This window comes from uncultured Parabacteroides sp., from assembly GCF_905196875.1.
GTDB lineage: Bacteria > Bacteroidota > Bacteroidia > Bacteroidales > Tannerellaceae > Parabacteroides.
Window position 1 is genome coordinate 1 of record NZ_CAJJWO010000077.1, and the last position, 25,010, is coordinate 25,010.

The 25,010-nt window shown below is 42.7% G+C and carries 19 protein-coding genes; 3 read left to right on the top strand and 16 right to left on the bottom strand.

Going from position 1 to position 25,010, the window contains the following annotated elements; all coding sequences use genetic code 11:
* The 10 genes from QZ076_RS18570 to QZ076_RS18615 form a co-directional block, all read right to left on the bottom strand.
* A partial coding sequence (locus tag QZ076_RS18570) for a sulfatase-like hydrolase/transferase (RefSeq protein WP_293715987.1) occupies positions 1 to 274 on the bottom strand: 274 nt, incomplete at its 3' end.
* A 68-nt stretch (positions 275 to 342) separates the two neighbouring features.
* Positions 343 to 1,701: a sulfatase-like hydrolase/transferase gene (locus tag QZ076_RS18575; protein ID WP_293715943.1), complete on the bottom strand. Its 1,359-nt coding sequence runs from the start codon at positions 1,699 to 1,701 to the stop codon at positions 343 to 345.
* Positions 1,698 to 3,254, bottom strand: a complete 1,557-nt coding sequence (locus QZ076_RS18580) for a sulfatase-like hydrolase/transferase (RefSeq protein WP_293715946.1) — start codon at positions 3,252 to 3,254, stop codon at positions 1,698 to 1,700. Before QZ076_RS18580 ends, QZ076_RS18575 begins: the two co-directional genes overlap by 4 nt.
* Before the next feature lie 18 nt (positions 3,255 to 3,272).
* Complete coding sequence (locus tag QZ076_RS18585) at positions 3,273 to 4,745, bottom strand: RagB/SusD family nutrient uptake outer membrane protein (RefSeq protein ID WP_293715949.1); 1,473 nt, start codon at positions 4,743 to 4,745, stop codon at positions 3,273 to 3,275.
* A 22-nt stretch (positions 4,746 to 4,767) separates the two neighbouring features.
* Positions 4,768 to 8,049, bottom strand: coding sequence for a TonB-dependent receptor (locus QZ076_RS18590; RefSeq protein WP_293715952.1), 3,282 nt, complete (start codon positions 8,047 to 8,049; stop codon positions 4,768 to 4,770).
* A gap of 256 nt (positions 8,050 to 8,305) precedes the next feature.
* A complete protein-coding gene (locus QZ076_RS18595) occupies positions 8,306 to 9,331 on the bottom strand; it encodes a FecR domain-containing protein (protein WP_293715956.1) in 1,026 nt (341 codons plus the stop codon).
* A gap of 71 nt (positions 9,332 to 9,402) precedes the next feature.
* Complete coding sequence (locus tag QZ076_RS18600) at positions 9,403 to 9,981, bottom strand: RNA polymerase sigma-70 factor (protein WP_293715959.1); 579 nt, start codon at positions 9,979 to 9,981, stop codon at positions 9,403 to 9,405.
* Positions 9,982 to 10,104: 123 nt separating this feature from the next.
* Complete coding sequence (locus tag QZ076_RS18605; RefSeq protein WP_293715962.1) at positions 10,105 to 13,341, bottom strand: S41 family peptidase; 3,237 nt, start codon at positions 13,339 to 13,341, stop codon at positions 10,105 to 10,107.
* 69 nt (positions 13,342 to 13,410) lie between these two features.
* Positions 13,411 to 14,595 carry an aldo/keto reductase gene (locus tag QZ076_RS18610; protein WP_293715965.1) on the bottom strand — a complete coding sequence of 395 codons (1,185 nt, stop codon included), beginning with the start codon at positions 14,593 to 14,595 and terminating at the stop codon, positions 13,411 to 13,413.
* Between the two features lie 108 nt (positions 14,596 to 14,703).
* Positions 14,704 to 15,369, bottom strand: coding sequence for an MIP family channel protein (locus tag QZ076_RS18615; protein ID WP_293715968.1), 666 nt, complete (start codon positions 15,367 to 15,369; stop codon positions 14,704 to 14,706).
* Between the two features lie 132 nt (positions 15,370 to 15,501).
* Here QZ076_RS18615 and QZ076_RS18620 point away from each other — a divergent pair, with 132 nt between their 5' ends.
* The gene (locus QZ076_RS18620) at positions 15,502 to 18,768 is read left to right on the top strand and encodes a S41 family peptidase (protein WP_293715971.1); all 3,267 of its coding nucleotides are present in this window, start codon (positions 15,502 to 15,504) and stop codon (positions 18,766 to 18,768) included.
* 86 nt (positions 18,769 to 18,854) lie between these two features.
* Here the strand turns inward: QZ076_RS18620 and QZ076_RS18625 are convergent, their stop codons facing one another.
* The 5 genes from QZ076_RS18625 to QZ076_RS18645 all read right to left on the bottom strand — a co-directional run bounded on the left by QZ076_RS18625 (position 18,855) and on the right by QZ076_RS18645 (position 21,120).
* Complete coding sequence (locus QZ076_RS18625; RefSeq protein WP_293715974.1) at positions 18,855 to 19,451, bottom strand: hypothetical protein; 597 nt, start codon at positions 19,449 to 19,451, stop codon at positions 18,855 to 18,857.
* Between the two features lie 36 nt (positions 19,452 to 19,487).
* Positions 19,488 to 20,114 carry a lysine exporter LysO family protein gene (locus tag QZ076_RS18630; protein WP_293715977.1) on the bottom strand — a complete coding sequence of 209 codons (627 nt, stop codon included), beginning with the start codon at positions 20,112 to 20,114 and terminating at the stop codon, positions 19,488 to 19,490.
* The gene (locus tag QZ076_RS18635; RefSeq protein WP_129730376.1) at positions 20,111 to 20,389 is read right to left on the bottom strand and encodes a LysO family transporter; all 279 of its coding nucleotides are present in this window, start codon (positions 20,387 to 20,389) and stop codon (positions 20,111 to 20,113) included. The genes QZ076_RS18630 and QZ076_RS18635 overlap by 4 nt, the downstream gene beginning before the upstream one ends.
* A 122-nt stretch (positions 20,390 to 20,511) precedes the next feature.
* Positions 20,512 to 20,847: a hypothetical protein gene (locus tag QZ076_RS18640; RefSeq protein ID WP_293715979.1), complete on the bottom strand. Its 336-nt coding sequence runs from the start codon at positions 20,845 to 20,847 to the stop codon at positions 20,512 to 20,514.
* A gap of 18 nt (positions 20,848 to 20,865) precedes the next feature.
* The gene (locus QZ076_RS18645) at positions 20,866 to 21,120 is read right to left on the bottom strand and encodes a sigma factor (RefSeq protein ID WP_293715981.1); all 255 of its coding nucleotides are present in this window, start codon (positions 21,118 to 21,120) and stop codon (positions 20,866 to 20,868) included.
* A gap of 168 nt (positions 21,121 to 21,288) precedes the next feature.
* Between QZ076_RS18645 and QZ076_RS18650 the strand changes: the two genes are divergently transcribed.
* Positions 21,289 to 23,544 carry a GH92 family glycosyl hydrolase gene (locus QZ076_RS18650; protein ID WP_293715983.1) on the top strand — a complete coding sequence of 752 codons (2,256 nt, stop codon included), beginning with the start codon at positions 21,289 to 21,291 and terminating at the stop codon, positions 23,542 to 23,544.
* 158 nt (positions 23,545 to 23,702) lie between these two features.
* On the top strand, positions 23,703 to 24,023 hold the full coding sequence (locus tag QZ076_RS18655; RefSeq protein ID WP_195375258.1) for a YbjQ family protein: 321 nt from the start codon (positions 23,703 to 23,705) through the stop codon (positions 24,021 to 24,023).
* 48 nt (positions 24,024 to 24,071) lie between these two features.
* Here the strand turns inward: QZ076_RS18655 and QZ076_RS18660 are convergent, their stop codons facing one another.
* Complete coding sequence (locus QZ076_RS18660) at positions 24,072 to 24,884, bottom strand: alpha/beta hydrolase (RefSeq protein WP_293715985.1); 813 nt, start codon at positions 24,882 to 24,884, stop codon at positions 24,072 to 24,074.
* Positions 24,885 to 25,010 lie beyond the last annotated feature (126 nt).

The window sequence follows — 25,010 nt, forward strand, 5'->3', positions numbered from 1 at the left end:
ACCCTGGTTGATTATCGTCGAAGGTCATACGTCCGATACCTGCCTGATGTTGATAAAGCCCAGTCAACAGGGAAGCACGGGTCGGACAACTACGGCTCGTATTATAAAAGTGGGTAAAACGCAGACCTTCCTCCGCCAGCTTATCCAGGTTGGGCGTATGAATCTCACCTCCATAACATCCCAGGTCTGAGAATCCCATATCATCCGCCAGGATCACAAGGATATTCGGACGGGTGTCCTGCTGGGCAGACAGGCTGGGAGCCAATGTCGCCATAGCTCCCAGATAGCCTAATTTCAAAATATTTTTATTCATATAACAGTTATATATTGATTGATACTAGCCTATTTCGTTCGCACTTTCCTTTTGGTAAAGTACCAGTCGATCACCTTCTTACTCAACTCCGAACAAAGTTCTGGGTGTTTAGCCGATAAATCGGTCGTTTCGTGCGGGTCTATCACAATATCGAAAAGTTCGATATTCTTCCCATCTGAGTCGACCAATAACTTCCAATTGTCCCGGCGGATACCTAAGTGCGGGCTACGCTGTTTTTTCTGGGGCTTATTGAAATATTTGTTACGTCCGAAATCCCACATCATATCTTTGCTTCGCTTCTGAGGTTTTATTCCTAACAGAGCCTGGCTCATATCTTCACCACTGTATTCGAAACCTGCGATCAGCTCTGCTCCTGCGATGCGGCACAAAGAGGGGTAGAGGTCAACAGCATTGATCACACTCTCGTTATCTGTTTCTCCTGCTTTGATCGTTCCGGGCCAGCTGATAATAAAAGGCATATTAACGCCACCTTCGTAGATACTGTTCTTCGAGCCACGAAGACCGTTGGTGCGTGCATTGTCAAACGTCGGCAATGCACCATTATCACTGGAAAAGATTACCAAGGTATTTTCACTTATTCCCAACCGTTCGAGCCCTTCCATCAAACGTCCGATCTGTTTGTCGTATTGGGTGAGCACAGCAACGAAGTTGTTGCGGGTTGCCCAGGTTTCAGAAATTGGATAGAAACCGGATGACGGAATCCACGGATCGTGCATATCGTCCGGCCAAAGGTTGATAAAGCAAGGGCTATCTTTATGACGGGCCAGATAATCCAATGTCTTATCAACGAAGTAGGCTGTACGATCCCAACGCTGGATGCTGTCTTTTTCACTCCAGATCCAATTCGAGGCTGTAATCAGCGGATCAGGATCGGGGCCTTCATAAGTCGTCACATATTCATCGAAACCATATTTCGGTATCTGAGGTGCATCGTCTACATCACGTCCGCCACCCATGTGCCATTTCCCGATATGCGCGGTTGCGTAACCGGCAGCTTTCAGTGATTTGGCCATCGTTGGCGCATTGCTATCCAGGTAGTCGCACTGTTCGCAATCGGCATTCCCTTTCCGTTCGTGCAGAAAGGTATTTATCCCCCATTCTGTCGGGAACATCCCGGTAGTCAGACCTACACGGGACGGAGAGCTGACCGGGGAAGAGGTGTAATAGTGATTGAACTTCAACCCTTGTGAAGCGAGCTTATCTATATTAGGGGTACTCACCCACCCACTATTATAGCATGACAGATCTCCTATTCCCATATCGTCCGTATAGATAATGACGATGTTGGGCTTCTGTTTCTGGGCTGTCGCATCCATTGTATGGATCAGACCACCACAGGCTGTTAATAATAAGATTGCTTTATTCATGGTATACTTCTATGATAATTATAAGGATTTCGTTTGAAAGGATATTGTCTGCGCGGAACAGGTAGGGGATCTTGCAAACGAATGTTCCAAGTTAGTAATTCTTTCAGCAAATCAAGTTGTTCGGATATATATTTTTTATCACCGAACAGGTTATTTATTTCGGAAGGATCTTCTTTCAGATTATACAGCTCTCCCCGTCCGTTATTGTCCATAGCCAACTTCCAGTCGCCTTTTCGCACCATCCGCAAGGAGCCGCTTTGTGTCCAGGGATTAAGACCGTCAAAACTACCTTCTACGTCTGTTCTACAACTTCCGGCTTCCTCAAAGGTGAGAGATTCTTCCATCGTAAAGTCTTCCCCCCCGTATCCTTGTTCCACCATAATACTGGAAAATTCTTCACGAGGATAATCTTCTCCTTTCAGCATCGGCCAAAGGCTACGTCCTTGTACCCCGACAGGGATCTCTGCCCCGACAACACTACATAATGTAGGAAATATGTCAACAATCGAGACATGTGCATCCATCGGTTTATTTTGCGGTTTAATACCGTATCCGGCCCAAATCATAGGAATACGAGTAAGCGATTCAGCGACTCCCGACCCTTTACGAATAAGTCCGTATTCACCACAATAGTCTCCATGATCAGAAAGGATAATAAATAGCGTATTGTCATCCAAACCATACGATTTTATGCCCTCAACCAATCGCTTCATCTGATCATCAATCATGCGAACCATACCTAAATAGACACTCCTTAGCAGAGGAATCTGTTGTTGTAAATTCGGACAGGCTTTATCCTCCAACGCTGCCAAAGCCATGTATTTTTCACCTTTCTTTTCCAAATCTTTACGAGATGTCAAAAGCGGAGGTAAATCTTCAGACGGGAACATTGAGAAATAAGGATCACATACCTGGGAAGGAGTATGGGGTTCAGGAATAGATACCTGGATAAAGAAAGGAGAATCTTTCTGTTGTTGAATCCATTCCAAAGCATAGCTCACAATCTGATAAGGCTGTTGTTGCTCCACTGAAATCGGAGCTGGTTTCAGATAATGCCCCGGAACTTCATTATTAAGGAAACGTGCCAATGCTTTTTCGTCTTCTGTTTCGGGTTTATCTTTTCCTCTGTGCCCATAACCGATGAAATAATCGAATGCCTCATCCGCTTTTCGATAGGTATGATTTTTACCAATCAAAGCTGTACGGTATCCGTTCTCTTTGAACATATCCAGCATATCTTTTTCATAATATGCATCAGGAATATTATGATTAGTCCGTACATGAGTCGCACTAGGATATCTTCCGGATAATAAAGAACAACGAGCCGGCGCACTTGCCGGTGCCGCCGTATAAGCTTTATTGAACCACACAGATTGAGATGCTAACGAATCTGCATAAGGAGTAACAGGTAAAGGAAAACCTTCACGGCCACAAAGATCTGCCCGCTGCTGATCGGTAATGATCAGGACAATATTCGGCTTTGTCGATTGGGCAGACACAGAAGTTGCTGCCCAACCAGCCAAAGCCAAACATGTGTATAAACAATACTTCATTTTAAACTAACATTAGGCTTAATAGCCATCGTTTTGTTTCAGTAATGAACTTGCATCGATAGCTGACTGGGGTATAGGAAACCAAACATGGAAATCTTGTGCATTAGTAATTCCACGATCATGCGCACATTTGATAAACCTATTGGTACGGATCAGGTCTCTTCTCCGCTTACCTTCATTCCAGAATTCCCATTTTCTTTCATTCATTAGTTGATCTACAAATGCATCTTTTGAATGAAAATCGGATAAAGCAACGTTCCCCAAGCCTGCTCTATGTCTAATCTGATTCACCAAATCGACAGACTCTTGGTTAGGACCATTCAACTCATTCAAAGCCTCCGCTCTGGCCAATAAAATATCTGCATACCTGAAATAAGGAAAGTCATTACCATGATTGTTGGCTGAAGCATTCGGGTCCGGCGGGAATTTCATTCCTCGGGTAGCATCTTTATAATCAACAAGCAAATCTACAACTTTACCTTTTGAATCTTCATATTTAGTTAAAACCCTTCCTTTGCGTTGATCTTCAGGAGCAAAACTGTAATAAAAATCATCATAAAAACGATATTGGGAAGCAAAATTCGACCATTTTTCATTAATAACTCCTTCCATACCACCATCAAGGCCTTTATAATAGTCCCAAGGTAAATTCGTTGCTAAGAGAATATTGACACTGGCACTATTGGCCAAATAAGTTTTAACCCAAATAAACTCTTCATTCTTTTCGTTTTCCAAAGCGAACATTTTATTATAATCCGGACACAGAGCAAACTTATTACTTGACATTACTTCTTTTGCCATATCTGCACAATTTTGCCACTGATGCGTATTCAAATACCAGATACAAAGCAATGTCTGAGCAGCACCTCTATGAGCTCGTCCGTAAGCCGGCTGCTTTCCTGTTTCATAAAGATCAGGAATAAGGGCTTTCAACTCGGACTCCATAAACTCTTTGAATTCTTCATCTGTTGCACGGGGTAATTCAAGAGGATCATCCAAACTTTTCCGTATAGGTACCGGACCAAACTGATCCCATAATTGATAATAGGCCCATATTCTGATAAATCGTGCTTCTGCCAACAAACCATTTCGATCCTCTTCACTGTTAAATCCGGAAGCATTAGGAGCATTGGCTAATACTATATTTGCATTCCTGATCTCTTCCCAATGATTCATCCAGTCAAAAGCTTCTAATGTACTGGAGGAGTCCCAACGAAAGTTGATCAAAGGTACAGCTGTTCCATTTTCACCACCGCCGGATTGCCACAAAATATCAGTAGTCATTTCTCCTCTTTTCACAATATTTCGACTTCCTCCATCTTTGGAATATGCATCAGCTAAAACAGATTCAATACCTGATTTTGTTGCCAGTAAAGTACTTTCTGTAAATTCTGATCTGACAGGTTCTTCCAGAATGCCTTCACATCCCTGTAGGGAGAGTAGCCCACATAAAGAAAACAGATAAACTGCTATATTATTTATTGATTTCATATACTTATCTTTTTATTATTCTTTAAAAATCAATTTTTGCTCCGAAAATGAAAGTTCTGGCACTTGGGTATGCGTTAAAATCCATTCGGAAATTAGAGTTACTATTTGGATTAATCGCAGGATCTAATCCAACATAATCAGTAATCGTAAATAAATTTTCCGCTGTTACATACAATTGCAGTGACTGAATCAGGCTATTAAATTTAGGCAATGTATAACTCAAACGGATCGTTTTAAGTCTCACATACGATGCATCTGACAATGTACGGGAATTAACTACTTTACGTCCTTGTTTTAGTGGATCTACAAATGATGGATATTCATTTGTAGGGTTTTCCGGAGTCCATCTATTTAAATAAGGTTCAGCAAATTTATTTCGCCGGAAATTAATAGGAAAATAACTATCTATTAAATTACCATTCAACATATCTACTCCCTGAACGCCTTCAAAGAAGACATACAAATCAAAGTTTTTATAGGTAAATGTATTACCAAAAGACCACTGAAAATCCGGGAAAGAATCACCAAGCACCACTCTATCTGCATCGTTAATAACACCATCATGGTTCTGATCTACATATTTCAGATCACCAGGTTTATAATCTTCTTTCATTTTACTGAAATCATCACCTTCCTGCCAAACACCAGCTACTTCCCATCCATAATAAGAATTTAATGGTAAACCGGGTTTACGAATTGCAACTTGTTCAACATGGGTATAACCTGCACCAATAATAATTTCATCGATACCACCTAAATCTTTTACTTTATTTCTCATAGAAGTAAATGTGATATTTGATTCCCATTTAAAATCACGAGTATCGATATTAACTGTGTTCAAGAAAAGTTCAATACCTTTATTATCAATTCTTCCAATATTCGATAAAATACTGTTATAGCCGGTCGACTGAGGAACAGGTAACTGCAAAAGCATATCTGTAGTTTTCTTCCAGAAATAATCAATTCCACCGTTAATACGGTTATTGAATACGCCGAAATCAAGACCCAAATTGACTTGGTCGGTTGTCTCCCACTTCAAATCCGGATTAGGAATTTTAGCAGGCCCAGTACCAACGACTTGTTTACCATCCCATATTGCAGAACCAGCCGACTGATAAGTACTTAATGCCGGGTAATCTCCGATCTCCTGATTTCCGGTTCTACCCCAACCCAAACGAAGTTTTAATGAAGAGAGTTGATCAACACCTTTCAGGAAAGACTCATTAGAGATTCTCCATGCCAAAGCGGCAGAAGGGAAATAACCAAATTTATTATTCTTACCAAAACGCGAAGAACCATCTGCTCTAAAAGTTACCGTAGCTAAATATCTATCATCAAAAGAATAATTTGCACGACCTATATAAGAAGCCAATCTGTTACCAGTCACAGAGTTTTGCATTCTGAAGGTCTCCTGATTTCCCAGATTCAGGTTCTCAGCACCTAATGACTCATTCGGAAAATCAGCTGCTCTGTTATTCAAATAACTTGTAACATAACGTTGATAAGAGACTCCCGCCAATGCCCCAAAACTATGTTTCTTTATTGTTTTATTGTAATTAGCAGTACCTTCTACTATATAGTTACTTTTTTCTGAATTCTGATTCGACCCGATACCTCCATAAAAACGACCTTGCTGAGTAAGACTCGATACAAAGTTTTTTCTACTTTCATTCATAAAGTCAGTACCCAGATTCAATCTTAGAAATAAATCTTTAGTAATATAATACTCCCCAAATGCTGAAGCTAAAATCCTATATGTATCAGAATAAGAAGTCATTCCTTCATCCAATGCAAGCGGGTTATCTAGCGTCAAGATAGGTGATGTTGCATAATTGCCTTCCTCATCTTTAACGGGTATTGTTGGATCATAATTATAAGCAGTATACATCACACCTGCATTTTCATTTACACCAAATCCATTTGCAACAAAATGATCTTTCATGTAAGAACCGGTAACATTCATACCAATCTTTAATTTCTCATTAATATCGGATTTCAAATTCAACCTGGCTCCCAATCTTTCAAAACTGGTATTCTTTACAATACCTTCCTGATTTACATAATTGAATGAAGTGTAGTAAAAAGTTTTACTGTTACCTCCGGAAAAAGATAATTGATGCTCATGAGTAATTGCATTTTTTTGAGTTACTTCATCCTGCCAGTCTGTACCGATACCACCATTTGCAATATCTCCAACCCGATTCGCTTCACTATCGCCCCCTGCATCGATAATTTCATTCAATACTCTTTTGTAATCAGCAGCACTCAACAGATTCAGCTTATTTGAAGGACTCTGAATCCCGATAGAACCGGAATAACTGACCTTCATCTTTTCTGCTTTTCCGCTCTTTGTCGTAATCAAGATAACGCCATTCGCACCTCTTGAGCCGTAAATAGCGGTAGCAGATGCATCTTTCAGAATTTCAAGAGATTCAATATCGGCAGGGTTAATAGACGACATCGGATTTCTCGGACTTCTGCTATCACTAAACCCCACAATGGAACCCTGTGAAACAGGGCGAGAGTTATCGATAGGCACACCGTCAATTACATACAATGGAGAAACACCACCATTAATAGAACTTGCCCCACGGATGTTCACAGAGAAACCACCACCAGGTTCACCACTACTCTGTACAACGTTTACACCGGCCGTCTTACCCAAAAGCATCTGATCAACTGAAGTATTGGCTCCTTCTTTCAGATCTCCTAATCTAACAGAAGCGACCGAACCGGTAATATCGCTTTTCTTCATCGTTCCGTAACCGACTACGACAACTTCATCCAATGTTTGTGTGTCTTCCTTCAAAACGATGTGTAATGTCGTATTATTTCCGACCTTTACTTTCTGGTCCAGATAACCGATATACGAGATACGCAGTTCTGCCTTTTCGGGAACCTGCAAAGAGAAGTTTCCGTCCAGGTCGGTAATAGTACCGTTTGTGGTTCCTTCAACAACAATATTAGCACCAATGACCGGCTGGTTAGTCTCATCGACAACGGTTCCTTTTATTTTCAGGTCGTTGGCAGACTGTTTCGGAGAGGTCGCTTTTAAGGTAAGGACAATCAGGTTGTTATTATCCTGTTTGTAGGAAATATCCGTACCGGCAAGAAGTTTGCTCATAACAGACTCTATGCTTTCGTCTTTAGCAGACAGGGAAACGACTTTATCCAGGCTGGATAAATCATTATTGTAAAAGAACTTATAGTCGCTTAAACGCTCTATCTCTTTTAATGCCTGACGGATAGATTGATTTTTCAGGGTTATCGTAACCTGAGCCAGTAATGACGGGGAGATCAACAATATAAGTAAGATTAATTTAATTGACTTAAATTGCCGTTTTTTAAGGGCATAATATGCCCTGGTTAATAAAATTCTCATAATTTTGTAGACTTAATGGTATTTATAATTGCACTTGATATTTGCAAGATCCCAAGTGCGGTTTATGAACTACGGGATGGGATGATGCCTTGCATTGTCCCATTCTTTTTGATATAAGTTTATCCTGTATTTTTCATATCGATAAAAGATTAAATATTAAACATGGTATTATTTATTGCTATTTCAATGCTTTCTCATAATAAGCCTTCTCTTTCATATTCTCCCGCAAGACGATCACACTATCCTTTACTTCATATACTAAAGGAGAAGTGAGAGAAAATATCTGCAAAATACTTTCCAGACTCGTATTACCGGGGGTTCCGGTAAACCGGTATTTCTTCAGCGATTCCGATTCGAATATAATCCGGGTATTATAATACCGTTCCAACGTATGGGCTATGCTCTCGAAGGTTTCACCATTGAAGGTCAATTCATTGTACTTCCAGTTGATGTAATCCACCGCATTATCCACACTGCTTTTCTCCATGTGCCTTGTTTGTTTATTGAAAACGATTCTCTCGTTAGGATTTAAGACAAGACAATCCAAGTCGGTCGTTACTTCCACTTTTCCTGTCCGTAATACGGTCGAAGCATCTTTTTCTTCCTCATACGATTTCACATTAAAGCTGGTACCCAGGGCACGGACTGCCATTTCTTTCGTCTCCACAATAAAAGGACGATCCTTATCGGGTGCCACTTCAAAGTAGGCTTCTCCTTCCAAGGAAAGGACTCTTTCCTTTTGATTGAAGCGACTGCCATAAGATAGTTTGGAATCTGAATTCACCCATACCTTGGAACCATCAGGCAATACCACATTCGCTTTCTGCCCTTTTTCCACCGAAACAATCATATCTTCCATGACCAGTTGATTCATGGCATAATAATAGACAGACAGACCGGTCAACAACAATAATATGGCAACGGCAGCTACACGGGTAATCCATGAATAGAGGCTACGCTGTTTATTTTCTTTCACGGATAGCTCTTCTACTTTCTCACGGCCGATCTTCTCCTTTATCTGTCCCAGCAATTTTTGTTGCAAGCGGGCATCCATTGTAGAAGAAGCCATGTCCCACTCTTCTTCCGCCCAATCCTGAAACGAACCTTCGCTTTTCAGCCATTGGATAAGTGTCTGCACCTCTTCCGGAGTAGCCTGCTTCTGCAGGAACTTATCGAATAATTGTATGTAATCTGTCTTTTCCATTTTATTGTGTCTATTAGGTATACAGGTGACGGAATAAAATCCGTTACCCGCACTTCTGGTTTTAACTTTTATTAGTCAATAAATAAAAAAAGGAGCAAGGGGATAGAGATATTATAATGACGATCTATCTTGGTACGGAGGAAAGCGATTGCTTTGGTCAACTGCGACTCGACGGTATTTTCAGATAGATTGAGCTTTGCTGCAATTTCTTTATTTGTCAACAACTTACGACGACTCAACACAAATATTTCTTTACGCGCAGGAGGCAGTTGCTCTATCAAAGATCCGATATATTCTTCCAATAAATGATAATCGACTTCTTTCTCTGTTGTATTCTCTATGGGTTCGGATGTTTTTATTTTTGCCTGATAAAGTTGTTCGAGCATCCGGTGTTGATAAATGTTGACCAGTTGATTTTTGGCGATAGTGCAGATATAAGCACCGAACGACTTGTCGGCATCGACCTGGTCTCTGCCTTCCCATACCTTAATAAATACGGACTGAACGATCTCTTCGGCCAGATAAGTATCACCCTGGGATATACGCATTACAAAATTGTATAGCTTGCCACTCCAACAATTATACAGGTATTCAAAAGATGTGATATCTCCCCTTTTAAGATTATAGATGTGATGTGATTCCTTATCCATAACGTATGTAGTTACTTTGCAAAGGTAAAAGAATTATTAAATGAAAGCACAAAAAATAAAAAAGGTTACATGCTATTTTCATAAAGCATGCAACCTTTTAAAGAAAAGCATATATACTTTTATTTACTTACTGAAATCCCTCGGAGCCGGTATCGGAGCCAATGGCTTACGGTTCTGAAGATCCTTCATAACCTCTTCGATAGCCTTGTTCAGCTGCTGGTCTTCACCGTTCCATTCCTTAACCGGATCGTTATCGATCAGGATATCCGGGTCGACACCGTGGTTTTCGATGATCCACTGGCCGGTCTTCGGGTCATAACTGGTGAAGAACGGCACACGGATATCGGTTCCGTCCATATAAGGCAGCGGGCCACTGATACCGACAATACCACCCCAGGTGCGGGTACCGATCAGTTTGCCTAAGCCCAGAGCACGGAAGCCCCACGGGAACAAGTCGCCGTCGGAAGCGGAATATTTGTTGATAAGGCAAACTTTCGGGCCTACCTGTACAGCGTCGGGAACTGTTCCGATATGATTGGAGCCACGGCGCATGGTCAGACGGTACGGTTCACGTGACAAGCGTTCGAGGATCATCGGGGAAACATTACCACCTCCATTGGCACGGTCGTCGATGATCAGACCTTCTTTATCCAACTGGGGATAGAAATAACGGGAGAACTCGTTCAGACCTTCCACACCCATATCCGGGATATAGATGTATCCGACACGACCATTCGTTGCTTTGTCTACCTTCTTGATATTATCCTGTATCCAGTTATAATGGTACAAAGAATATTCTTCGGCAAGCGGGCTGATCACGATCTTACGGGCTCCAGCTAGTTGTGGTTTACTGTTCAGCGAAAGCTCGGTGGGTACACCGGCTTTACCGACCAATAAAGAATACATATCTTTCACTCTGTTGGTCGGAATACCATCGATAGCGACAATAAACTCGCCTGCTTTTGCTTCGATACCCGGCTCTGTAAGCGGTGAACGCAGGTCTTTGCTCCACGAAGCTCCCGGAAGGATCTTTTCCAGACGGAAGAAACCGCTCTTGTCACGGGATATTTCAGCACCGAGTAAACCGGTCTGTATACGCTGGGGACGATCCAGTTCACCGGGGTTCACATAGGCATGGCCGCAATTCAATTCACCGATCATTTCACCGATCACATAGTTCAGATCCAAACGTGTCTTTACATACGGAAGCAGGACCGCATATTTTTCTTTAATCGCTTTCCAGTCTACTCCATGCATATTCTCTACATAGAATCCATCCCGGTAGGCACGCCAGGCCTCATCGAAGATCTGGGCCCATTCTTTCGGATAATCGGTAGTGATCTTCATATTCGACAGGTTGACTGCTTCACTCAGATCCGCTTTCCCTGAAGGGATATCAGTTACATAAAGTTGTTCACCTTTGTAGAAAAGAGCCTTTTTACTACCGGGAGTAACAGACATGGAAGCACCGTCGGCAACAACATCTTCTTTCTGTTTATCCAGATCATAGACTTTCGTTCCTCCACGTCCCCAATAATACACTTTATTTCCATCGCTATAGAAATTACCATAACGTGAACCAGCCAACGGAAGCTGAATAATACGTTCGGAAATACCTTCCAGATCGATCTTGATAGCCGGTGTTTCAGAAGCTGTTTCTTTCTTTACCTCTTTCTTCGATTCTTCTTTCTTCGCATTATCTTCTTTGATTGCTACTTTTGCATCCTTTTCCAGGAAAGGAGAAGGAGTATCTTTAGATAACAGGGCCAGATAAACACCACCCATATTATTATAAACATGGTTCCATTCCAGTGAGCCATAAGTAGGATTGAAATCGCGGGCGGAAGAGAATATCAGATATTTACCGTCGCTGCTGAAGACCGGAGATCCGGAGTCATACCACTTATCTGTTACCGGATATTCTTTCTTTCCGGCAATATCATAAACATAGATAATATTATGTTCGTTATTAGCCGGACGGGAATAAGTAAGCCACTTGCTATCCGGAGAGAATGTAACATCTCTTATTTCAGCCATCGGATCCTGCACGGCTACAGTTACCTGTTTTGTGGCTACATTCAGCAGGTTGATGCGGTTTTTACGATCGGTATAAACAATTGTCTTTGAATCCGGACTCCATTCGAAAGAGCGGATATAGGTATCGTTATTCTTAGTCAACTGCACAGGTTCGCTTCCTGTTGCCTCCTGCAAATACAGTTCCGTCTCACCGGTTCCGTCAGAGATATAAGCGATCAGCTTACCGTCGGGCGACCATTGTGCTTCACGGTCGTGCTGTCCCGGAGAGCGGGTGATATTCTTTGTTACTCCTTTATCGACAGGCAGATTGAAGACTTCGCCGCGGGATGTAACAACGATACGTTCGCCATCAGGGGAAATACTGGCTTCTGTAATATACCCGGAACCATCTTTTATCTCGCTACGGGCATATATATTATCGGAAGTCAGTTCGATATTTACCTTTTCCGGTTTTTTGGACGTGGCATCCATCTTATAGATATAACCGCCGTTCTCAAATACAATCGTATTCCCGTTTGCACTGGGGAACTTAACATCGTATTCGGTAAAGTCGGTCACTTTACTCGTTTGCTTCGTTTTTGTGTTGTACACAAATATATTCATCGTACGGTCGCGGTCGGAAATATAGAATATTTCATCACCGATCCACATCGGGATAATATCCTGGGCTACATTATCCGTAATGTTTTCCACCGATTTCTTTTCTGGGTCATAGATCCAGATATCGTCGGCCATCCCACCTTTATAATACTTCCAGGTACGGAATTCACGCATTACACGATTATATGCCAGCTTTTTCCCATCCGGAGAATAGCTACAGAAGCCACCTTCAGGCAATGGGATTACATCAGACAACCCGCCCTCCTTATCTACTGTATAGAGTTTGCCAGAGAAACCGTCACTGATACGGTTGCGATAAACAATACGACTGCCATCGGGAGTCCAGGTCATTACGATGTTGTTCGGCCCCATACGGTCGCCCAGATCATCACGCTTGTTTGTTGCAGTATAAGTCACACGTAAGGGCTCACCTCCGGTAGAGGGCATAGTGAATACTTCCGTATTTCCGTCATACTGTCCGGTAAATGCGATTGTTTTACCATCCGGTGAGAAACGGGGGAACATTTCATAACCGACATGTGAAGTCAAGCGTTGGGCCTCCCCACCTGTTGCCGGAACTTTATACAAATCTCCGGCATACGAAAATACAATCTCGTTACCGTTTGTAGCCGGGAAACGCAACAGGCGTGCGTCGTCCGCTGCCATCATCAGGGCAGGTACTCCGGCTAAAGCGAGCAAGGAAAGAATAAGTTTCTTGTTCATGTTATATTAGTTTAGTCTATGGGCAAAGGTAAAAAAAGAGAATGACAAAATGCATGGATATAAAATATATCAAGTAAGGAACTCATCCGGTACTTGCAGAAGGGGAGCAATCGACGCGATCTTCTTTGAAACATCGAAGCCGGAAGGACAGTCCACCAGGCAAAAATCGCAATCCGTACACATATCCTGCTTCACTCCCAGATCAAGTAATGTCTCTTTCGATTGTTGGGCATGTTTATAACCGTAGGCATACATATAGGCACGCATAATATCAGGTATAGGTAATTGCTCAGGGCACTGTGCACGACATTTACCGCATTGTTGACAATATAAAGACTCCTTATCACATAATGCCAGCAAATAATTATTTTCATCCTGCGTCAGTTCCATATCATACGCAGCAGCCAGGCACTCGTCCAGGTGGTCATAATTGGTGAGACCGGGAATAACAGTCGTGATATTCTTATTCTGCCAGATCCATTTCAGACAAGCGCGGCCGTTGATCTTTTTCTTTCCATCTGCATCTTCCGTCCCCCCAGCCATCGTCTTCATGGCAATAAAGCCCATTCCGGCCTTCACACCCCGTTCGATCGCTTCGTCTGTTTCCTTTATATTCTTCATCTTGAAATTATAACTGATCAAGGCCACATCGTAAATATCGGTTTCGATGGCAGCATCGATCAGTTCCGGTTTCTGATCGTGGGAAGAGAAACCGACAAAGCGGGTTTTACCTTCAGCCTTGATCTTTTGTAGGATAGCGAGAATACGTTTGTCCTGTATCTTTTCTGCTGTACTGACGGAATGGGTATAGAAGAGATCGACATGATCCATTTTAAGACGTTTCAAACTGATTTCGAGTTTACCGAGCAAATCCTGTTCGAAATCATCCCTCAACGGATAATCGAACATGACTTTGGTTGCAATAAAGCAGGAACTACGCGGCTTACCATTGAAAAAATTACCGATCATTTCTTCATTCCGTCCGTTCTGGTACCGGTGAGCCGTATCGAAATGGATAATCCCGGAATTAAAAGCGGCACGCAATACATTATTACTATCAGGGCGATCGACTCCCATACTGAGGATAGGTAGTTCGACTCCTGTTTTACCTAAAGGACGCATAGGGATTTTTGCAACTTTATTTTCTTTCACTCCCGAAACAGATGCCAAGGCATCCGGAGCTAATAATAAACCGGCTCCCGCTACTGTCGAGAGCTTCAGAAAGTTTCTTCGATCGACACTTTTATTTCCCATAACCTGAATCAGAATTAAGTAAACAGAGAATTAAACTGCTCAAATATAGCAAAAAAAATCCCGGAAGCCGTGCCCCGGGAATTAATTATATAATGTAGTAACAAAAGATTACGTTTCTTCCGTATCAATTCCTTTCCATACTAAAGCAGCGATAGCCGCTCCAAGGAAAGGTGCAACGATGAATAACCATAATTGTGAGAGAGCTTCACCACCCTGGAACAAAGCCGGGCCGATACTACGAGCAGGATTTACCGATGTACCTGTAATAGGGATACAAACAATATGGATCAATACCAGCGCCAGACCGATAGCGATACCGGCAAACTTAGTGTTTGCTCCTTTAGATGTGGAACCTAAAACAACTAACAGGAAGATAAATGTAAATACCGTTTCGGCAACAAAAGCCGGAATAAGATTCTGATACCCGTTAGCTCCGGTTAGTGTCGTGGCAGAACCGGAATCTTTTGCCAGTATATAAAGAATAGATGATCCGATAATCGCACCGACCACCTGGAATACCATATACATACCTGCATCTTTTCCGGAAATCTTTTTGGAAATCAACATACCCAGTGTGATAGCAGGATTGATATGACATCCTGAAATCTTACCGATCGTGTACACCATTGCAAGAACCGCCAATCCGAAGGCGAAAGCTACCCCCAACGTTCCAACCGCTGCAAAAGGTTGAGCGGTACCTGCAAATACTGCGCTACCGCAACCCATCAGGACAAGTACCATCGTCCCGACCATTTCTGCTACATACTTTTTCATTTTGTAGATATTTATTAGTAATAAAATAAAGTTCATTTTATATCAATACAAATATAGGTAAAAAGTTATAAACATTTATTTTCCGACTTATTATTATTCCCCGTACCTTTATAGCCATAAAAAACCCAAAGCATGAAATATCTATTTATCCTTACATCAGCACTATTATTTTCTGCAAATGTGCTGGCCGATAATGATCCTTTATGGATGCGTTATCCTGCAATATCTCCGAATGGTGAAACCATTGCGTTTACGTATAAAGGAGATATTTATACCGTTCCGGTATCCGGTGGTAAAGCCACCCAATTAACAACACATCCGGCTCATGATACACGCCCTGTATGGTCGCCCGACGGCAACCGGATCGCATTTGCTTCCGATCGTAACGGGAATTTCGATGTCTTTATTATGGATAAAGACGGGGGAGTACCAAAACAGCTAACAACTCATTCGACAAACGAATATCCGGAGACATTCAGTAGTAATAATGAGATCCTTTACTCGGCTTCCATACAGCAGGATGCAAAGGATAGCCAGTTCCCTTCCGGTACATTCTCACAGATCTATCAGGTTAGTACGGAAGGTGGACGTCCGGTATTATTCTCTTCGCTGGCCATGCAAAACCTGTCGGTGAATAAAGATGGTGACAAAATTTTATATAATGATATCAAAGGTTATGAAGATCCGTGGCGTAAGCATCACCAGTCTTCCATCACACGCGATATCTGGTTGTGCTCACTCGATAAAGACCGTACATTTAAAAAGATAACAACCTTCCGTGGTGAAGACCGTAACCCGGTCTGGACAGCCGATGGAAAAGCTTTTTATTATCTGAGTGAAGAAAAAGGCAGTTTCAATATCTTTAAAAACGACCTGACCGGAAAAAGCGACAAGCAAATTACCAATCATACAACACATCCTGTCCGTTTCCTGACTTCCGATAATAATGGAATACTCTGCTATGGCTATGATGGTGAAATATATACGGTCAAAGAAGGCGGACAGCCTTCAAAAGTAAAGGTAAGTATCATTTCAGACCAGACGGAGAACGATTTGATCCATCGCCTGATGTCGAATGGTGCGACCAGTATCGCTGTTTCTCCGAATGGAAAAGAAGTTGCCTTTATCGTGAGAGGCGATGTTTATGTTACCTCCGTTGAATTTGAAACCACTCGTCAGATCACCGATACACCGCAGCAAGAGCGTGATATAGACTTCAGTCCCGACGGGCGTTCGCTGGTTTACTCGGCCGAACGGGGCGAGACATGGGGTATCTATCAAAGTAGCCTGGCTCGCAAGGATGATAAGTATTTTACCTATGCACAAGAGATAAAGGAAGAGCCGCTCGTTGTAACAGATAAGACATCTTTCCAACCGGCTTATTCGCCCGACGGTAAAGAAGTTGCCTTTCTGGAAGATCGTACGACTTTGCGCGTAATCAATCTGAAAAGCAAACAGGCACGCACAGTGCTGGATGGCAAATACAATTATTCATATAGTGATGGAGACCAGACTTATCAATGGTCGCCCGATAGTAAATGGTTTCTGGTGGAATATATTGCAATCGGCGGATGGAATAATAAAGACATCGCACTGGTAAAAGCGGATGGCAGCAGAGATATTACCAACCTGACAGAAAGTGGTTATTCAGACAGCAATCCGAAATGGGTACTTGATGGTAAAGCCATGATTTGGTCGTCCGATCGGGCCGGTTACCGCAGTCATGGTAGTTGGGGAGCACAGGACGATACTTATATTATGTTCTTCGACGGCGAAGCCTACGATAAATTCCGCCTGAGTAAAGAAGAACTCGCACTGGTCGAAGACGAAGACAAAGATAAGGAGGAGGACAAAAAGGATGATAAAAAAGAGTCCAAAGCGAAAAAAGATGACAAAAAGAAAGATGATAAAGACAAGAAAGACGACAAGGATAAACCGGTAGAACCGCTGAAGTTCGATCTTGAAAACCGCAAAGACCGTGTCATCCGTCTGACCATCAACTCATCGAACCTGGGTGATGCCGTACTGACACCGAAAGGCGACAAACTTTATTATTGTGCTTCTTTTGAAAAAGGTTATGACCTATGGGAACGCAACTTCAAGGAGAATACGACCAAGTTATTGATCAAAGAAGTCGGTGGAGGCAGAATGTTTACCGATAAGAAGGGCGAAAATCTATTCCTTGTATCCGATGGCAAACTAAAAAAGGTTGAGATCAAAGATAGCAAGACAAAAGATATACCTTTTAAAGCCGAATTTTCTTATCGTGCACCTCAGGAACGCGAATATATCTTCAATCATATATGGCGTCAGGTAGAAGATAAATTCTACGACCCGACACTTCACGGAATCGATTGGGACGGATACAAAAAAGCTTATGCCCGCTATCTACCGCATATCAACAACAATTACGATTTTCAGGAGATGTTGTCTGAACTGCTCGGCGAATTAAACGGTTCGCATACAGGCGCCCGTTTCCGCCCGTCTTCCTCTGCTCCGGCAACGGCTTGCCTGGGTGCATTCTATGACAATAGCTACAACGGCGACGGTTTGAAGATTGCCGAGATCATAGCCAAAGGCCCCTTGACACTAGCCGATACAAAGATCAAACCGGGTTGTATCATTGAGAAAATTAATGAAAAATCGATTAAGAACGGAGAAGATTATTATCCGTTGCTAAGCGGTAAAGCCGGAAAGAAAGTGTTATTGTCCATCTATAACCCGACTACTAAAGAACATTTTGAAGAACAGGTAAAACCCATTTCCTATGGCGAACAATCGAACTTGTTGTACAAACGCTGGGTAGAAAACTGCCGCAAGAAAGTGGATGAACTCTCGGGGGGAAAGATCGGCTACGTACATGTCAAAGGTATGAACAGCGAAAGTTTCCGTGAAGTTTACTCTGAATTACTTGGACGTTGCCGCAACAAGGAAGCGGTGATTGTCGATACCCGTCATAATGGTGGCGGCTGGCTGCATGACGACCTGGCAACTCTGCTAAGTGGTAAAGAGTATCAGCGTTTCATGCCGCGCGGGCAATATATCGGCAGCGATCCGTATAACAAATGGCTAAAGCCCTCTTGTGTATTGGTTTGCGAAGATAACTATTCGAATGCACATGGTTTCCCCTGGGTATACAAAACATTAGGCATCGGCAAACTGATCGGCACTCCGGTACCGGGAACTATGACCGCCGTTTGGTGGGAGTCACAGATCGACCCGTCTATCGTATTCGGTATTCCTCAGGTAGGTGTTCAGGATATGCAAGGTAATTACCTGGAGAACCATGAACTACAACCAGATATCGAAATCTACAACACACCGGAGTCTCAGTTGAAGGGTGAAGATCATCAGCTGGAAGAAGCAGTGAAAGTGATGTTGCAGACGGTAAAGAAATAAATACCTGACATATAAAAAGCGGATCAATTCAATAGCCTGTTTTATGGCTCTGATTTGATCCGCTCCTTTATTTATAGCTGAGTGCTTTAATCGGGTATTGCTATGCGGGAAGACGAAAAGTCCAGCTTTTTATATTTATCTTTCATCCTATCGTCGGCTTGTTCCTTATCATCAGTAAAACGAACGGGGGATTGTTCGAAATGCCAGGTACCGACATAATTCAGCGTATTCGGGGCAACGGTAAATTTAAACAGGACCAGTTCGTCCGGGCGTTGTTCCTTGTTCTTTATCTTCCGTTCCGTCTCCAGGATAGAATCTTCTCCTTTATAGATGGGCTCCATATAGGATTTTCCACCATACCATTTGCTTTCCGTCCACCAATAATTCAGGATCGCATACGTACCCGGTTCGATCAGGTAACAAAACGGATTTTCCTTGGAGGTCTTAAAGGTAGACTTTACCCTGAAGAGAAGTACTTCATTCGTCTCAATATTGATTATCCGGATATCCTGGGGATAACCGCCACTCTTAAACTTTTTCAGACGTTGGATGAAATCGCCGTAAAATGCAGCCTGCCCGGCTGGGATCATTTCGTTATCCCCCAGCTTATCCAGTCTTCGCCCCGGCTGTCCGGCTGCACAGCACGAAACAAACAGCAATATAGCAATCAATAAGTTTCTCATACAGGTTATTATGCTATCTTTTATTGACTATCATATTCACATTGAACAGAAAAAAGAGACAAAGAACGGTACCGTAAAATCGACCAGAATACCATGGAAGATAGAAACGAATACCAGATCCTTTCCAGAATAACGGGTAATAATCGGTAATGTTGTATCCATCGTCGTCGCTCCTCCGGCACAGATAGGGGCCAGTCTTCCGAAATACTTGACAAACAAAGGTGCACCGAGCAAAGCCATAATCTCACGGATAATATTAGCCATCAACGCAATCGTCCCTAATTCCGTAGCCATCTGTACACCCAGTGAAGCTTCTTTCAACTCCGTTATTAAGATAGACGACAACGAGTAATAAGCAAATCCGCTACCGACAGCCAGACAGTCGAACATACTCCATTTGGTAATCACCAAACTGATCAAAGCGGAAGCCGTCAGCGTCCCGATAATTGTAGCCAAAGGCACCAGCAATAACTTCGGACGGATACTACATAATATATCTTTCAGTTTCTTATCACTTCCAATGCTTAACCCAACCTGAAACATCAATAAATAAAGCACATATATAGTGATATCATTTTTTACAATTACCTCCGGCAGATAACCGCTACATCCCAGGATACACCCGAGTGCAAAGAAAGCAACAACGATCAGACTCCCTTTCATTCTCTCCCCCTTTCCTTAAAAAAGAAATGATACACGCCCCAGGCTGCCAATACACTCCCGCCTGTTCCTGCCAGAGCGATCAGGAAAGCCTGCCCTCCTAGTGTAGTAAGATTATTTATTATAGCCTCATTGGCTCCTACCGAAATTCCCAACAGGAACAACAGAAGCAAAATTGTATAGGAAATAGGTCTACCTATTTTTTGTAAAAACTCCACTTTACGCAACAGGTATCCTATAGCTATACCGCCGAACATAATTCCGATTACCGTGAACATAATTATAATTTTTCGGCAAAGGTAACAGAAAGAGCCTTGCAGAACAAGTCTGCAAGGCTCTACCGGTGTCATATATGATCTACATTTTTACTACTTCAGACGATATACAAAACCTGAATATACTAAACACAGCAATTTTCAATCATAAACGAAGAGGTCAGTATCAGAATAAACAAAAGGACAAAAAGAAAGGTGATCAGGGCCGAAAAAGAATAAAAAAGACGAAGGTGACGTTGTCTTTTTTCCCTGGCTATCCGTTGCAGCACCTTCAGGTCAAACTCTTTTCCTAACGGGGGAAGAGTCTCTGCTTCCGGAGTCAGAAACCACGCTTTGTAAGGACGCAACTCGGGCGGCAACGTTTCCGCCGAAAAAAAGTGTCGTAGTTCGCGTTCTTCTTCAATAGTGGTGGCACATTCCCAATATTTATCCAACAATATTTTAATACGGTTGTAATCCATATTTGTCGTGTTTGTAGTTTATCTGACAGTAAAACTTTCCGCCCGCATCTTCTGCAAATTGATCGCTTCCAGTGCCAGGTTACGGGTTACCATCAGGCAGTAAGAAGGAATATCTTCTATTACAATCCACGCCGCCCGCTCTCCCCAGACCTTCAGCATTACATCCTGAACGATTTGCTCGGAACGCTCAGCATTTCCGGTAATCCTGAAAGCAACCCGCAACAGGTTGTCTTTTAAAGGCAATATCCTTGTTATGAATTCGTCTGTTCTCATCTCTTTTATATTAGACGAGTACCCACCACAAAAGGTTGCAATTTTTTGTCACTTTTTTATCAGATTATAGAAAAAGGCCTCTATATGGTTCTTTTTCATTATATTTGTAGCAGTTCAAAATAAAAACAGTAAATCCGCATATATTCAAACTAAATCAATAGATAAACAGTGAAAAAGACAATCTTATTCTTCCAGGCTGCTGTTCTTTGCTTGCTGGCAGGGTGTAAACCTGCTCCCAACAGTGGCTTACTAAGCGATGAAATCAAGTATGTTGATCCGTTCATCGGAACCGGATTCCATGGACATACCTTCCCCGGTGCCACCCGCCCCTTCGCGATGGTACAGGTAAGCCCGGATACGCATATCATGGGCTGGGATGCCAGTAGCGGTTATCATTACGATGACAGGGAAATCTATGGCTTCAGCCACACACACCTCTCAGGAACAGGTATCGGAGATCTGGGAGATGTAGCTCTACTGCCTTTCTCGGGTAGCGACTCGATCAAACCGGTCGGCCTTTTCAATAAAGACACAGAAAAAGCGACTCCGGGATTCTATGCCGTACGTCTGGATAATTTCGGTGTGAATGTAGAGTTGACAAGTACAGACAAGGTTGGTTTCCACAAATATACTTACGATAACCCCAAAGACCGTCGCGTTATGCTGGATCTGGGACATATCCTGCAACCGAACTGGGGACATAAACTGGTAGATAACAACTATCTGTTCGTAAACGACTCAACTGTGGAGGGAACGGTCCGCACCCAGGGTTGGGCACATTTCCATTCGGTTTCATACCGGATCACCTTCTCCGAACCGATCGAAACAATCTACCAATATATTGGCGGCAAGCTTCGCCAGGACTCTCTATTCCTGCGTATCAATACTGCCGAAGATTTGAAATTCCATTATAAATTTCCAGAAAAATCTGAACCTCTATATGTAAAGGTTGCACTTTCTATGGTAGATACGGAAGGGGCTGAAAAGAACCTCGAAGCAGAACTTCCCGGCTGGGATTTCGAAGCAACCCGCATTAAATCAGCTGAAATATGGAACGACGCACTGAATGCGATCGAAATTCAGGCTGATCCTACTGTAATGGTCAATTTCTACACAGCTCTATATCATACAATGATCGCTCCGTTCGCTTATCAGGATGTAGACGACCGTTATCTGGGTATGGATAAAAAGGTACATAAAGCAGAACCGGGTTATACGAACTATTCCGTATTCTCTTTATGGGATACCTTCCGTGCTTTACATCCGTTGATGACGATCATCAATCCGGATCTGGCTGCCGACTGGGGAAAAGTATTGGTACAGGGATATAAAGAAGGTGGTATTCTACCAAAATGGCCGCTGGCTTCCAGTTATACAGGTTGTATGGTAGGCTATCCTGCCGTATCCGTTCTGGCTGACCTGGTTAGTAAAGATCTGGCTGATGGTCATCTGAAAACATGGGCGGAAGCCGGTGCCCGTCCCTCCGTTTACCGTGAAGATCTGGCAGAGAAGTTCAAAGGTACACGCGAACTCGATCTGATCACCCGCCATCCGTATTATAAAGAAAAATATGGATTCGTTCCGGCCGACTCGGTTCCCGAATCTGTTTCATGGGGATTGGAAATGGCTTACGAAGATTGGTGTATTTCACAGATCGCTGCTAAAGCAGGACTTGACTCACTGGCTAAAGCGTATGCAGCCAAAGGAGAATACTACAAACGTTATCTGGATCCGGAAACAAAGATGATGCGTCCGATCATGAGTGACGGTTCTTTCCGTACTCCATTCAATCCGCGTTACTCCGCTCACATGAGAAGTGATTATACAGAAGGAAATGCCTTCCAGTGGAGTTTCTTCGCACCGCATGATATGGATAATTTTATCGCTACGATCGGTGGTAAAAATGAACTGGAAACACGTCTGGATACATTATTTACGACTTCCTCACAAGTTGACGGCGAACATGCTTCCGGCGATATCACCGGATTGATCGGTCAGTATGCGCATGGTAATGAACCGAGCCACCACATGGCTTATCTATATAACTGGACAGACTCCCCCTGGAAAGGACAAGAACGTCTGGATTATATCATGCGCGAATTCTATACAAATAAACCGGACGGTATTATTGGGAACGAAGATTGCGGACAGATGTCGGCATGGTACGTAATGAGCGCTTTGGGCTTCTATCAGGTTGCTCCGGGTATTCCGGTTTACACATTGGGCCGTCCGATGGTAGATCGTGCCTTAATTCACGTAAAAGGTGGCATATTTGAGATCCTGGTTAAGAATAACAGTCCGGAGAATAAATATATCAAAGAAGTGACATTAAACGGTAAGGTTCTCGATACCCCATTCTTCTCACATACCGATATGGTGAAAGGTGGTAAGTTGGTATTCGAAATGACCAATACACATCCATAAAAAACAATGTCTACCGGTTCGTATCCGGTAGACATCCGATTAAGAACGGGCAGAGCTTCCATAGAAAATAGAGGCTCCGCCCGTTTTATTTTTCCCAAACCGGACAAGATATCCAATAGAATAAATATATTTGTCGTCAACAATAAAAAAAGAAAGCTATGTTATTAACAACAACAAACAACATCGAAGGGAAAAAGATCGCTCAATACTATGGGATCGTTTCCGGTGAAACAATCATAGGAGCAAACGTATTCAAAGATTTTTTTGCCGGAATACGCGATATAGTAGGCGGACGCGCGGGTTCCTATGAGAGTGTCTTACGTGAAGCCAAAGATACAGCCCTGGAAGAAATGAGCCAACAGGCAGCACGCATGGGAGCCAATGCCGTTATTGCGGTCGATCTCGATTATGAAACAGTAGGAGGAAGCGGAAGTATGCTGATGGTTACGGCTGCCGGAACCGCAGTTCGTTTCGAATAATAAAACCTTGTTTCCGTCTGGAGTACGGGGACAAGGTTTCTTTCCTTCTCAATGTTTTTCCAAAATCCTTTTCACATGATTCTTTAGTATATGAAAAGCCGGTGTAGCCATCGATCCGTGATCATAGCCATCCAATTCATAAATATATGTCTCTTTATGTCCGGCTACTTTCATCATTCTCCAGAAATAAGCATTCTCTTCATAGCGTCCTAACATTTCCATTTCACGATCACCTGAAACGATGATTAAAGGAGGAGCATCCGGACGAACATAGTAAAGCGGCGCATATTCGTCGATACTTGGCTGCGTCTCCTTCATCCCTAAAGATTCCCGATAAGCAAAATGGCTGATAGCATGCCCACTGAAAGGGATCAATGCAGCAATAGAGTCAGCATCCACACCATAAACTTGTAACCATTTTTTATCCAGACCGATCATATTTGTCAGATAACCACCCGCAGAATGTCCGGAAACAAAAATCCGGCCACGACTACCACCATATTTCTCTATCGTTTTAAAAGTCCAGGCAACCGCAGCAGCAGCATCGTCGATACAATCTTTAATATTACATTTAGGCAACAACCGGTAGTTAACAGCCACAACAGCCAAACCACAATTCTTCAACTCTTCCGGAATAAATTTACCTCCACCGGACAAACCGCCTCCATGAAACCAAACGACTGTACCAAAATCTTTCATATTTTCCGGATAATAAAGATCCAGTTTACAGCGTTCCAGGCCATATGGGGTGCCCGTGACCCGATAAGGAATATCTCTTTCTACGGTATAACTAATACCCTTCTGAGCAGAAAGAATGGAGGAGATAAAAAGAAAAACAAATAAAATATAAGACTTGATCATAAAGCATTGATTTTTGGACAAAGATAAAGGATTTATCTAAAACAAAAAAAGGAGTCAGCCCTTCGACTAACTCCTTTCATTTGTTTTGAGTCTCTGACTCTAAAACGGCGGCTATCTACTCTCCCA